Annotated in this window: 13 protein-coding genes; 11 read left to right on the top strand and 2 right to left on the bottom strand. The window is 50.3% G+C overall.

What is annotated here, in order from left to right; all coding sequences use genetic code 11:
- The first annotated feature begins 328 nt into the window (after positions 1-328).
- Positions 329-1,825 carry an alpha-amylase gene (locus ACEW9I_RS12770; RefSeq protein WP_373540711.1) on the top strand — a complete coding sequence of 499 codons (1,497 nt, stop codon included), beginning with the start codon at positions 329-331 and terminating at the stop codon, positions 1,823-1,825.
- A gap of 103 nt (positions 1,826-1,928) precedes the next feature.
- Here the strand turns inward: ACEW9I_RS12770 and ACEW9I_RS12765 are convergent, their stop codons facing one another.
- Entirely contained in the window at positions 1,929-2,057 is a 129-nt protein-coding gene (locus tag ACEW9I_RS12765) for a hypothetical protein (RefSeq protein WP_373540710.1), read from the bottom strand.
- Between the two features lie 77 nt (positions 2,058-2,134).
- Here ACEW9I_RS12765 and ACEW9I_RS12760 point away from each other — a divergent pair, with 77 nt between their 5' ends.
- From ACEW9I_RS12760 to ACEW9I_RS12750, 3 genes are read left to right on the top strand one after another with little or no spacing between them, the layout of a single operon-like run.
- A complete protein-coding gene (locus tag ACEW9I_RS12760; RefSeq protein ID WP_373540709.1) occupies positions 2,135-2,764 on the top strand; it encodes a DUF1003 domain-containing protein in 630 nt (209 codons plus the stop codon).
- Positions 2,761-3,462, top strand: a complete 702-nt coding sequence (locus ACEW9I_RS12755; RefSeq protein ID WP_373540708.1) for a DUF1003 domain-containing protein — start codon at positions 2,761-2,763, stop codon at positions 3,460-3,462. Before ACEW9I_RS12760 ends, ACEW9I_RS12755 begins: the two co-directional genes overlap by 4 nt.
- Complete coding sequence (locus ACEW9I_RS12750) at positions 3,452-4,411, top strand: YegS/Rv2252/BmrU family lipid kinase (RefSeq protein ID WP_373540707.1); 960 nt, start codon at positions 3,452-3,454, stop codon at positions 4,409-4,411. The genes ACEW9I_RS12755 and ACEW9I_RS12750 overlap by 11 nt, the downstream gene beginning before the upstream one ends.
- 155 nt (positions 4,412-4,566) lie before the next feature.
- Here the strand turns inward: ACEW9I_RS12750 and ACEW9I_RS12745 are convergent, their stop codons facing one another.
- On the bottom strand, positions 4,567-5,280 hold the full coding sequence (locus ACEW9I_RS12745) for a response regulator (protein ID WP_373540706.1): 714 nt from the start codon (positions 5,278-5,280) through the stop codon (positions 4,567-4,569).
- A gap of 167 nt (positions 5,281-5,447) precedes the next feature.
- Between ACEW9I_RS12745 and ACEW9I_RS12740 the strand changes: the two genes are divergently transcribed.
- The 7 genes from ACEW9I_RS12740 to ACEW9I_RS12710 all read left to right on the top strand — a co-directional run bounded on the left by ACEW9I_RS12740 (position 5,448) and on the right by ACEW9I_RS12710 (position 12,535).
- Positions 5,448-6,722 (top strand): ATP-binding protein, encoded by a 1,275-nt coding sequence (locus ACEW9I_RS12740; protein ID WP_373540705.1) that lies wholly within the window; start codon positions 5,448-5,450, stop codon positions 6,720-6,722.
- A gap of 235 nt (positions 6,723-6,957) precedes the next feature.
- Positions 6,958-8,838, top strand: a complete 1,881-nt coding sequence (locus tag ACEW9I_RS12735) for a CHASE3 domain-containing protein (protein ID WP_373540704.1) — start codon at positions 6,958-6,960, stop codon at positions 8,836-8,838.
- Complete coding sequence (locus ACEW9I_RS12730; protein ID WP_373540703.1) at positions 8,838-9,260, top strand: response regulator; 423 nt, start codon at positions 8,838-8,840, stop codon at positions 9,258-9,260. Before ACEW9I_RS12735 ends, ACEW9I_RS12730 begins: the two co-directional genes overlap by 1 nt.
- A gap of 399 nt (positions 9,261-9,659) precedes the next feature.
- Positions 9,660-10,865, top strand: coding sequence for an ATP-binding protein (locus ACEW9I_RS12725; RefSeq protein ID WP_373540702.1), 1,206 nt, complete (start codon positions 9,660-9,662; stop codon positions 10,863-10,865).
- A 377-nt stretch (positions 10,866-11,242) separates the two neighbouring features.
- Positions 11,243-11,458: a chlorophyll a/b-binding protein gene (locus ACEW9I_RS12720; RefSeq protein ID WP_373540701.1), complete on the top strand. Its 216-nt coding sequence runs from the start codon at positions 11,243-11,245 to the stop codon at positions 11,456-11,458.
- 16 nt (positions 11,459-11,474) lie between these two features.
- Positions 11,475-11,717 carry a hypothetical protein gene (locus tag ACEW9I_RS12715; protein WP_373540700.1) on the top strand — a complete coding sequence of 81 codons (243 nt, stop codon included), beginning with the start codon at positions 11,475-11,477 and terminating at the stop codon, positions 11,715-11,717.
- A gap of 56 nt (positions 11,718-11,773) precedes the next feature.
- A complete protein-coding gene (locus ACEW9I_RS12710; protein ID WP_373540699.1) occupies positions 11,774-12,535 on the top strand; it encodes a hypothetical protein in 762 nt (253 codons plus the stop codon).
- Positions 12,536-12,542 lie beyond the last annotated feature (7 nt).

Genomic DNA, 12,542 nt, shown 5'->3' with positions numbered 1-12,542 from the left:
CCATCGGGGCGATCGCCTCGATGGGAGTTGGATGCTATCCACATACGCAGTACACGGCAAGTATATCTGAAAAAGCCAAGTTTAGAAACTTTCTTTTTGAGTCGATCGACTTCACAATTACGACGCCGATCGTGCCCCGATCGATCTGTCTTTAGATAGATTTTTAGTGACCAATTATCCGGTCGATCGATAGAGATTGGGTACCGTTACCAAGCTTAATAAATGCCCCAAATGCCTGATAGACAAGACAGTGTAAATCCATCGAGAATTAATAATGATAATGTTTGACCTTTATCCACCTATTAACCTCTAACAAACAAAAAAAGTCATGTCTGACCCTAACGGTGTAATGATGCAGTATTTTCACTGGTACAATCCAGATGATGGTACTCTGTGGAATCAGGTCGCCGAGAAAGCCAGTGAGTTGGCAGCCGCAGGCATCACCGCGCTGTGGCTACCGCCTGCATACAAAGGGACAGGCGGTGGCATGGATGTCGGCTATGGCGTGTATGACATCTTCGATCTGGGTGAGTTCGATCAAAAAGGCTCAGTGCGAACTAAATACGGCACCAAAGCTGAATATGTCAACGCCATCAAAACCGCCAAACAGGCTGGCATCCAGATCTATGCCGATATCGTGTTCAACCACAAAATGGGTGCTGACAAATCAGAAGAGGTAGAAGCGACCCCATTTGATATGGACAATCGGAACGCACCGATCGGTGAATATCAACAGATCGAAGCCTGGACGCACTTTACATTTCCAGGACGAGACGGCAAATATTCAAGCATGGAATGGCACTGGTGGCATTTTGATGCGATCGATTACAACGCCAAAAATGAGGGCGAATCAGCAGTCTATCTGCTCAAGGGCAAGTCTTTTGATGACAATGTTGACTTAGAAAAGGGTAACTTTGATTACCTGATGGGTTGCGATCTCGATATGCAGAATCCCGAAGTAGTCGGCGAACTCAAGTATTGGGGCGAATGGCACCAAGATACTACCGATGTCGATGGTTTTAGGTTTGATGCCGTCAAGCACGTCTCGGCTGAGTTCTTTCAAGACTGGGTGCAACACGTTCGCGACTATGCCAAGCGCGATCTATTCGCAGTCGGCGAGTATTGGTCTTATGAAGTAGATGCACTGCACCATTTTATCGAAACGACTGACGGGAAAGTGAGTTTATTTGATGCACCACTGCACTACAATTTCCACGTTGCCAGTCAAGGGGGTGAAAACTACGATCTGACCAAAATTTTTGATAATACATTGGTGCAGCACCAGCCAGCATTGGCTGTCACCCTAGTGGAAAATCATGATTCTCAGCCGCTCCAGTCACTCGAATCAGTCGTCGAGCCGTGGTTCAAACCCCTGGCTTACGCGTTGATCTTGCTGCGAGAGGCTGGTTATCCTTGTATTTTTTATGGCGACTATTATGGCGCAAACTATAAAGATAATAAAGGCGGTACCGACTATGAAATCTGGATGGACTGCCATCAATTCTTAATTGACAAGTTCCTAGAAGCTCGCAAAAACTATGCCTATGGCGAACAACATGACTATTTCGACCATCCTAATACGATCGGGTGGGTGAGACTAGGCGACGAGGAACATCCTGGCGGTGTGGCTGTAGTCCTGACCAATGGTGGCGATGGTAACAAATCAATGAGCATTGGACAGCCAAATTGTACTTACATAGATATCACCGAACACGTCAAAGAACCAGTCACTACCAATGATGATGGTTGGGCAGATTTCCGGTGTAACGGCGGCTCGGTATCTGTTTGGGTCAAGCAACAAGAGACTTCAGCAGTTGACAGTTGACAGTTGACAGTTGCGGATGCTATTCAGGCGGAGGATACCTGGCGCAGGTGTTGCAACAGCAGCTCGCGATACGTAGGCTCTGCCGAGGGTTTGCGGATGCTGTTCAGGCGGAGGAACCCTGGTGCATGTGTTGCACCAAGCAGCGAGACAAGACAAGCAGACAGTTGACAGTTGCAATCATTGCTGGGCGGGCGATCCGCCCATTGCGGAGGATACCTCCGCGTGATTGCATCCGCTTGATAAGGGGAGGGCTGGGGTAGGGTAGCAGGACTACGCAGCAAATAATATAACTAAATAAAATAACTATAAATGAACGCAAAATCTCAAAATAACCCCGATCTTAGACCAGACACGTCCACTCCTTCAGCGCAGCGAAATATCTCGATCGAGTCCGAAGCTCTCCCCGAACATATTATCAAAAATGTCGAGAAGATCGATAAGTATCAAACTCAATATCAGCAAAAGAGTAAACCGCATCATCGACTGCTCGATCGCCTTGGGGCAATATTTTGTCAACCCCAGTATCTCTATGGTCAGGTTGTATTTTTTACATTTTGGATCGTCTGTAGCAACTTGGCAGCACGGAACATCATCACGAAGAACTTTCCGCGATTTGACCCCAGCTTTCATGCTCTAGACATCGCCTCGCTACTGGCAACTTCAGGCGTACTGGTATATCAAACTCGGCAGGGCAAACTTAGCGAAGATCGATCGCATTTGATGCTACAGCTCAACCTCGTTACCGAGCAGAAGATCGCCAAATTGATCTCATTGATGGAAGAACTGCGTGTCGATCTGCCCAATGTCAAAAATCGCCACGATATCGAGGCGGAAGTGATGCAGCAAGCCAGTGACCCCCAAGCAATTTTGGAAGTGATCCAACAAATTGCCGAGCAATCTCCTGACTCGGAGCCAGAAACGAAGATCGTTAGCAATTGAGTATAGGTATTTATCTTAAATTAGTCGATCCTCTATTTCTACTTGCTACTATGACCGCCAAAACTTCCCGAAATTTAGTCAGTCAAGATCCTGTAGCAGCAGTCTCGCAGCAAGCTGTCGTAACCGAATTGCTGGAAGAGTCAGTCGAGTCGAGCGCAGTGTCCGAACAAGTGCTCAGAAATATCGAGACGATTACCAACTATCAAGAGCGGTACCACAAAAGTGCATCGATCGCGCAACGCGTACTCGACCAGTTTGTCAGTATATTTGGTAAACCGCAATTTCTCTATTTCCAAATCTTGTTTTTTACGATTTGGGAAATCTGCGGTCATTTAGTCGATCTGGGGATGTTGCCAGCTAGTTTTCCACAGATCGATCTGCGCGAACAGTGGTTGGATTTGGCTTCATTATTTATTTCGACCGGAGTATTGGTATCTGAAAATCGCCAGGGCAAACTCAGCGAAGAGCGATCGCATTTGGTGCTCCAACTCAATCTGATTACCGAGCAAAAGATCGCCAAATTGATATCGTTGGTCGAAGAGCTGCGTACCGATCTGCCCAATGTTCGCAACCGCAACGACCTCGAAGCGGAAATGATGAAACAATCGACCGACCCCCAAGTTATTTTGGAAGTCATCCAAAAGATTTCCGACCCATCAGCCATCGAACCAGAGGAGGATACACCCGATGAAACGTAAAGTCAGTTTGATTTTTAATCCAGTTGCCGGACAAGGCAATCCCGAAGTAGATCTAGCAGCGATCGAATCTCTACTCAGCCCCGAAATCGACCTAGAGGTGGTCACTACTACGGCAGACTGCGAACCTGGAGCATTGGCAAAAGCGGCGATCGATCGTGGTGCTGAGGCGATTATTGCCTCCGGTGGGGATGGTACCCTCTCTGCTGTAGCGGCGGCTTTGATGAATACCAATATCCCCCTGGGCATCATTTCGCGTGGTACTGCCAACGCCTTTGCCAATGCCCTGGATCTACCGACGACGATTCCCGAAGCCTGTGAGGCGATTTTGGCTGGCAATACCAAAGTTGTCGATATGGCATGGTGTAACGGCTTGCCGATGGTGCTGTTGGTAGGAATCGGATTTGAAGCTGAGACGGTAAATCTAGCCGATCGCGATGCCAAAAATCGGCTGGGGATGCTGGCTTACGTCCTCGCAGGCATCCAACAACTGCGGAATCTCAAACAGTTTGAAGTCGAAATCGAGCTAGAGGATAAAATTATCAGTGTTTCTGCCGCCGCGATCGCCATTGCCAATGCGGCTCCCGCGACGTCAATTTTGGCTCAAGGCGGCTCGGAAGTAGTCTTTGATGATGGAATGCTCGATCTGACGATCGTCGCACCTGCAACGCCCCTGATCGCGATCGCCACGGCTTTCGATCTCCTCAGTACGACCCTCCGAGGTGAAGCTTCTCAGCGCGATGATGTCGGATTCTTGCGATCGAAGAAGTTCAAGGTGACGACCAATCCGCCGCAGCAAGTAGTCGTAGATGGCGAGGTGATTGGCAGTACGCCTGTAGAGATCGAGTGTATCCCCAAGGGGTTGACTGTGTATGCGCCGCGAGTGGAGGAAATACAGCCACTTGAGAAGTTGGAGGGATTGCCAAATCTAACTATCGAGATGAAGGAGTAGGGGTTGTGGGCGGGTTCGTTCGTTTCTAGCAGAGCTGCGGAGATCTACCCACCCCACCCTGCGGGCACCCCTCCTCGGAGGGGTGGGTAGATCTCCGCAACCAATCACACAGACTGGCATGTGCTAAGTAGCCCGATCGAAGTGGTGAGGGATATCTACGAAATAATCCCCGATCGCAAGGCTCTTACCGCCGCCTCCGTCCGGTCATCAGCACACAGCTTCGCCAAGATATTGCGGACGTGAGTTTTGACAGTCCCCACGGTGATAAATAGCCGCTCGGCGATCGCTACATTGGTACAGCCTGCGACCATCAGTTCGAGGACTTCCCGTTCGCGCTCGGTGACTGGATCGGAGGCGAGTACCTGCTCGTATTCAGGCTCCAACGACCTAATCTCGATCGTTTGCTTGGAGCTATTTGGTTGACTGATGCTCTGTCGCATTTGGCGCAAGACGATACTGGCGATCGCCGGATCGATCCACGCATTGCCACTATGAGTCATGTTGATGGCTTCGATCAGTTGCTCGATGCCGACATCTTTCATACAATATGAATCCGCGCCAGCCGCAAAAGCAGCGATCACCGTCTCTTCACTCCCCAGCATCGTCAGCATGATCACTTTGGTCGCCACTGTTGGCTGCTGCTTCTGATACTGGCGGAATTTTTGGGTCAACTCGATCCCATCCATCCCTGGCAACCCAATATCTACCAAGGCTACATCCACCTCAGTGTTTTGCAACAATGCCAGCCCTTGCGGCCCAGTTGTCGCCTCACCGACTACTTGAATCCCTGACTGGATCTGCAACACAGTCCGCAGACCGATCCGCACCACATCATGATCTTCCACCAAGATTACCCGAATATCACTCATATCAAACAACCTCTGAGAATCGATCGTTTACAGACTATTAAATTCATATTAATTGCTAACCCATTACTTTTGAAGATCGCACGCGGATCTAACTATAGGCTGATTTTTATACCACTATTACTAAGTACAATGTTTTTACACTACCACGTTATTCTCGCGGGGATCTAATGACCCAAAGTGTTAATACCGACTCTATCGATCGACAGAGATATCGGCATCCAACTGTAGTCAATAGTCTGAAATTGGGTGATGATAATATCACCCACCACCGCTGTCTGCTCGAACGGATCGCAACGATCGTCTGGGCGACAGATCGAGTAGGCGAAGCTCAAGGCGAACATGTCGATTGGGCGGCTTTTACTGGGCAGACGACAGCGCAGATGCAGGCTGACGGCTGGCTGGAAGCAGTGCATCCCGCAGACCGCGCTGCTACAGTTAACGCGTGGGTAGTAGCTGTCGAGCAAGCCACTCCTTTCCAAGTCCAGTATCAATTACGGCATCATAGCGGCGCATATCGGTGGATGGATGTCCAGGGAGTACCAGTCCTCAACCCTGATGGCTCGATCGCGCAATGGGTGGGCTGTCATATTGATATTACCGATCTCAAGCTCGCTGAGCTAGTCACTACCACCCAAGCCCAAGAACTAACTCAACTCCAGTTAGCAATCACCCAAATGACCGAATTGCTCGATCGCCGCGAACGGGAATTAGACCAAGTTATCTATACGCTCGCTCACGATCTCCACGCCCCACTCCGCGCGATCGCCAATCTCTCCCAGTGGATCGAAGAAGACATCACCGGACAAGTTTCCGCCCAGAACCAGCAGCAACTCCAGCTCTTACGCAACCGCGTCAACCTCATCCAAGCGATGATCGATGGGTTATTGGCACATTCGCGGATCGGTCGCCGCGAGGTGCGGACTGAGACAGTCGTAGTTGCCGAACTAGTCGCTGAAGTCATTGAGGATCTCGCCCCACCACCCAACTTCGCGATCGCCATCGCCGTCGATTTGCCCACCCTCCAGACCAAACGCGGGTCATTGGCACAAGTATTTTCCCAGCTGATCGGCAATGCGATCCACCATCACCCAGCACTCGGAGCGACGCCGACTGAGGCTGTGGACGGATTGCTACCGACCCGCGTCGATGGCAATATTCAGATTAGTGGACAACTGCGCCCCGACAGTTATGAATTTGCCGTCACTGATGATGGCTGCGGCATTGCCTCAGAGCATCATGAGTCGATCTTTGGGATCTTCAAGACTCTGGCGACCAAAACCGTTGGCGTAGCCTCTCCCGTGGAGCATCGCCCGGGGATGGGACTGCCAATTGTTAAAAAGATCGTCGAAAGCGAAGGGGGGCAGGTCAGAGTATCATCAACTGTGGGCGAGGGCAGCACTTTTCACTTTACCTGGTCGGGATCTACATCAGTCAAAGGATAGAGGGCAGAATGGACTATAATCTATCGTGAATGAACCGCTGACGTGTTTTAAAGTAACATTTACCCATCTGCTTGACACATGAATACACTACTGGCTCCAGCGCAGACCTTTCATTTGAATAAGCTGGTTGACAAGAAGACACAAGTATGCAGTGCGATGGCGATTTGGCAGTAGCATACCAGCTCAGACGGTCGTGCGGTTGTGCAATTACAATCCCGTTAAATATTAGAGTGTGGTGAGTCAAGTAGAAAATGTCATGAAATCTTGGTGGCTAAAAGTTCGTAACTATTGGAAACAGATGCCGATCGAGGGGCGGGGCGCGATCGCCATCTGCATCCCTTTAGTGTGCCTGATTGGTACTGTCGTTGCTTACACCATCTTCCGCCAAAGAATGCTCGCCGCACAGATGTATGTAGACCACACCAACCAAGTATTGTCAAAAAGTCAGAGTAGCTTGATTAGTATCCTCAATGCCGAGACTGCTGTGCGGGGATACTTTATCGCCAAAGAACAAGTTTTTCTCGAACCCTACCAGCAATCGCGAGCGACCCTCAATCCGACCTTGGTCAGTCTCAAACAGCTTGTCGCTGACAATCCCCCCCAGTCACAACGGGTCGAACTACTGATCCAGATCGCCAATATGCGGATGGGTAGACTGGCACAAACTATTGAGCGCGTCCAAGCTGGAGTAGTCAGCCCCCCAGCCACCACGACCCAACGCATCCTCGCTGGCAAGCGCGAAATGGATCGGTTTCGGACAGTGCTAGATGAGTTTGAAGCAGTGGAACGTCGCATCCTCGATCTGCGGAATCGATCGCTTCAGGAACAGCAAGCATTCAATGCTGATGTCATGTGGATGGGGATTGTCGTCGGTTTGAGCGGTACTGCTATTGCTGTCCGGTTGCTGAGGCAACTAGCCATAGAGCTACGAGAGCGAGAATTTCGGCTGCGCGAGAGTCGGAGTACGATCGCCGCGATCGTCTCCAACATCGTCGATGGAGTGACGATCGTCAATGCTCAGGGCAAAATTGAAACTTTCAATCACGCCGCCAGTGAGATGTTTGGATATACTTCCGATGAAGTCATCGGTCACCATTGGCACAAACTATTGAACCAAGAAGCTGACGATACTCAGAAGATGCTGTTCTACGAACCAACTCTACAGATGACAGCAATGCCCAATGGTCAAATCTGGCAAGCGATGGGGCAACGCAAAGACGGCGCATTGTTCCCGATCGAAATCTCGATGAATAGTATTGAATTTGATGACGATCGGATCGCCATCATTCGCGACATCACCGAGCGGCAACAAGCCGCAGCGACACTCGCCGCCAAAGCCGCCCAGCTCACGGCACTCAATACCTCCCTGATGACCACCAACGAACGACTGTTCCAAAGTAATGAAGAACTAGATCGCTTTGCCTATATCACCTCCCACGACCTCAAAGCACCCTTGCGGGCGATCGCCAGCCTCGCCGAGTGGATCGAAGAAGACCTCGGCGAGGCGATTTCCGAAGAGACGCGGATGCAGCTCTACTTGCTACGCGGTCGCGTCTACCGGATGCAGGCACTACTCAATAGCCTGCTGGAATACTCCCGCGCGGGACGCACCCCAGCCGCCGTCCTCACCGTCAACGTCGCCCAACTCCTCCAAAAAATCATCCAGGCTCTAGCACCACCAGCCACTTTTACCGTTACCATCGGGGCGGGAATGCCCACGATGACCACCCGCTGGCAACCCCTAGAACAAGTTTTCACCCACCTCATTGACAATGCTATTCGCCATCACCCTACAAAAGTAGGTATAGTAGAGATATCTGCGACCGATCTGGGCGATCGCTACGAATTCGCCATCACTGACAATGGTGACGGGATCGAACCTGAGTACCAAACTAGAATTTATACAATTTTTCAGACCCTCAAAGCTCGCGATGTCCAAGAAAATATCGGCGCGGGGCTGGCGATCGTCAAGAAAATAGTTGCCGCCGAGGGGGGGATAATTCAGTTAGAATCAATAGCGGGTAGGGGGGCAATCTTCCGGTTCACCTGGCCCAAACAGCCCATCATTCAGTCGGATCTTCCACCTATAATCTCCCAATCCCGATCGAAAAGTTAATGCTAATCAATATTTTACTAGTCGAAGATGACGAAGTAGATATCATGACCGTTCAACGCGCCTTTAAAAAAGGTCACATTGACAACCCGCTTTTTTTAGCAGGCAATGGTATAGAGGCTCTAGCATTGCTGCGTGATACCCCGAGTCAACCATCTTTGATTCCGCCCGAACGCCGCTTGATTCTACTAGATCTCAATATGCCCAAAATGAATGGGCTAGAATTTTTGCACGAATTGCGGGCAGATCCAGCACTCAAACATATCCCTGTCGTCGTACTCACCACCTCCAATGAAGAACGCGACCGCGTTCAAGCCTACGACTTCAATGTCGCTGGCTACATGCTCAAGCCTGTCACCTTCAGCGTCTTTGTCGATCTGATGGTCACGCTCAACAAATACTGGACACACTGCGAAATGACATAATTAAAAAGTTGACAGTTGACAGTTGACAGTTGCGGCGCGCGCTCTGGAGGTTCCCTCCAGGTATAGCGCGACAAGACAGACAGCAATTCGCGATACGTAGGCTCTGCCGAGGGTCTAGCGACAGACTGGATTCTAGTTTAGCAATTCTAATCAAAATCTAAGATGAAGCGATCGCCGCACCACGCCTCTCACAAGCCATCCATACGCAGGGGAGTTTGAGGGGCGGCGTTCCGCTCCTCAACGGGGGGTCTGGGGGTCGGCGGCTCGCGCTCCTCGGCTTTGCAGAGGGTTTAGCGAGACAAGACAGTACCCCCAGATCCGGTTTCTGCCCCCACTAGAAAAATCGCAACCCACAAGTTCTCTTCGTTTGCCGATCCGCTTACCACCAGTATTACAACAATGGACGAAACACTCCAGATCCTGATCGTCGATGATGATGAAGTCGATCGCATGGCGATTAGGCGCGCCCTGATGCGATCGGGACTAGATCTGACCATCACCGAAGCTGACACCTGCGCCGCAGCACTTGCCATCCTCGCCACCACCACCTTTGATTGCACCTTTCTCGACTACGGACTCCCCGACCAAAACGGGCTGACTCTAGTCAAACTCGCCTGTCAACTGGAGATCCAGCACCCCCTCGTCGTCCTCACCGGACAGGGTGACGAACGCCTCGCCGTCGAATTGATGCAAGCAGGGGCTACCGATTACCTCCCCAAATCCCAGATCTCCCCCGAAAACCTCGCCCAAATCCTCCGCAATGCCATCCGGATCGATCGCGCCGAACGCGCCGCGATCGAAACCAGCAAACAACTCCAGGCAAATAACGAGCTACTCCGCCAACAAAACCACGATCTCGAACAACAACGCGCCCAAATCGAAATCCAAAACCTCCAACGCGAAGACTTCATCGCCCACCTCACTCACGATCTCCGCACCCCGCTAGTTGCCGCGAATATCATGTTCAAGCTGTTTGCACAGGAAGCCTTTTGCCCGCTCTCTGCTGACATGCACGAAGCCCTCGGTGCGATGGATCGCAGCAACCAAAACCTCCTAGAGCTAGTCAATACCCTCCTCGAAGTCACCCGCTACGAGTCAGGCAATAAAGCCCTCACCCTGACCAAATGCGATATGTGGGACATCATGCACGCAGTTACCGAAGAACTCCAACCCCTCGCTCGCTACAAAGCGATCGATCTGCACGTCATCACCGATCTTCCCGATCCTGAGTCACTCAAAGTCCTCGGTGACTGCCAAGAAATTCGCCGTGCGATCGCCAATCTCGTCGGTAACGCCCTCAAATTCACTGATACGGGCAAAGTCGAACTCCAGCTCGGTTTCTGTCCCGCCGCCGTTGATGAAGCAGTGGCGATGAATGGCTGGGCGTCGATCGATGTCCAAGACACCGGACTAGGTATGTCTGCCGAAGACCAAACGACAATCTTCGAGCGGTTTCGGACGGGTACCCACAGACAAGCAGGTAGCGGCTTGGGACTGCACCTCGTCGCGCGGATCGTCACCGCCCATTCTGGCACTATCACTGTCACCTCTAAACCCACCCAAGGCAGCCTCTTCACAGTACTGCTACCCATTCATCACTCCTAAGAGAGCTACTACCAATCTCTAACGCTCGATTCTCGCTCCAAAAGCTTCTTCAAGCAGCCTTTGGAGCTGCCCCAATACTGCTCGGTTAATCTAAAAACTAGTTAGTCCGCGTCGGCGGACTTTGTATCACTGGCGGTGACTTCAGTCGCTAGCAGTTCTTAATCCACCCGCTTGCTAGTCGATGTATCTATTGGCTACCACATTAAGTTAATAACTCATCCATTTGACAGATATCCCTAGCCAGTGACGACTGATAAGATTTGTAAAGATAGAGAAATGAAACGCAATAAAGATGCTTCCAACATTTCAAATGGAATGCCAGCTTTACCTGTGACTATCCATCTCGTTATTATCACCACAACCTTGGAGTCCTCATCATGGCAAGTTCTTCCACAAAAGTAGTTCCCGCTGTCAACAACGAACGTAACGCATGGCGTTGGGGCTTTACCCCTCAAGCCGAAATCTGGAATGGTCGCTTTGCAATGCTCGGATTTGTAGCTGCCCTGTTGACCGAATATCTCTCAGGTCAAGGTGTCTTGCACTTCTACAACATTATGCACACCATCACCAATACCACCGTCAACATGCCATAGGCAAAAGTACATTACTGTGTACAGTCAAGCCGATCTGTACGGTCGTTGGTGCGACCTCGCCACCGATCGATTGCTTGGTCTCATTTTAACTCAATCTAAATCTAGAGCAAGCTGCGATCGCAACTTGCTCTATATTCTAGATATTTTGACCGTTGTCACGACAGCAACATCTCCACATTTTCCAGCCGATTCCACCTTGGCACTCATCAGTACAAAATGCTCGCTCAAATTGACAGCAACTGGCAGTGACATTGAGTAACTTTCCCAATCTAGCTCGATCCCGATCGAGTTAAGCCTCACCCAGGAGCCTGACAGATGACAACTACCAATCTCGAGATCGAAAGTTTGAATGTCAAGAGCATGAGTACTCTCAAGTATTATCAACTCTCTTCAGTAACGCCGCCGCATAGTGACTATCTCCGTCGCACAGCAGCCAGAATGTCTCAGATCCAGGAATATCACAAGATCAGCCAGGAATACATTCTCCCCATTCCGTATCTATGTCAGATTTATCATTTGCTCAATCTCAAGCACTTAGAACAAGTGCATGGCTTGAGTCTCAATGGTCTCAAAGTTGGCAGCGTCAGTCAACTTGAAGCCACCAAGATCGGTGGGAGTGTGAAATTCAAAACCAGTCTCAACAAGCCCCTAAATATCTTGAGAATGTGGAGACAGCCTGTGGTGGAAGTAGAGTTGACCCTACATACTCCTTACACGATCGAACTGAGCATTCCGATCTATAAGGGTCGCAAGATTAATATTATTTTCAATGTATTACCATTAGGAAACACCGCTCACAAACTATTTATTGATATTTATAGCGATTTGGTTTTTCCCAAGCCAATTATGCAAATGTTCTTGCACTGTGCCGCTTGTGTCACGCTGTTTGAAGATTTACCATACCTGCACAAACTAGCCAACGGCAATCTGCACCGTCGGGTCAAATCGACAAAAGGCTCCAATCGCGATACGATGCAGCTATTCAAGCGATATGTCGAGCTGTATGGGTCGAGCCTAGACCAACCACACTCGCTCGGTGCTGTCGAACTCCAACCGATATCCGCGCACTCTTACTAAATTTCTA

Source organism: Chamaesiphon sp. (genome assembly GCF_041738855.1).
Lineage (GTDB): Bacteria > Cyanobacteriota > Cyanobacteriia > Cyanobacteriales > Chamaesiphonaceae > Chamaesiphon.
The sequence above is the reverse complement of the archived record's forward strand: the minus strand, read 5'-3'. Positions and strand labels throughout refer to the sequence as shown.

Coding starts and splice junctions, on each gene's coding strand:
- ACEW9I_RS12765 (WP_373540710.1), bottom strand. CDS start 2,057: ATGCAATCACGCGGAGGTATCCTCCGCAATGGGCGGATCGCCCGCCCA.
- ACEW9I_RS12770 (WP_373540711.1), top strand. CDS start 329: ATGTCTGACCCTAACGGTGTAATGATGCAGTATTTTCACTGGTACAAT.
- ACEW9I_RS12745 (WP_373540706.1), bottom strand. CDS start 5,280: ATGAGTGATATTCGGGTAATCTTGGTGGAAGATCATGATGTGGTGCGG.
- ACEW9I_RS12710 (WP_373540699.1), top strand. CDS start 11,774: ATGACAACTACCAATCTCGAGATCGAAAGTTTGAATGTCAAGAGCATG.
- ACEW9I_RS12740 (WP_373540705.1), top strand. CDS start 5,448: ATGACCCAAAGTGTTAATACCGACTCTATCGATCGACAGAGATATCGG.
- ACEW9I_RS12750 (WP_373540707.1), top strand. CDS start 3,452: ATGAAACGTAAAGTCAGTTTGATTTTTAATCCAGTTGCCGGACAAGGC.
- ACEW9I_RS12720 (WP_373540701.1), top strand. CDS start 11,243: ATGGCAAGTTCTTCCACAAAAGTAGTTCCCGCTGTCAACAACGAACGT.
- ACEW9I_RS12725 (WP_373540702.1), top strand. CDS start 9,660: ATGGACGAAACACTCCAGATCCTGATCGTCGATGATGATGAAGTCGAT.
- ACEW9I_RS12730 (WP_373540703.1), top strand. CDS start 8,838: ATGCTAATCAATATTTTACTAGTCGAAGATGACGAAGTAGATATCATG.
- ACEW9I_RS12760 (WP_373540709.1), top strand. CDS start 2,135: ATGAACGCAAAATCTCAAAATAACCCCGATCTTAGACCAGACACGTCC.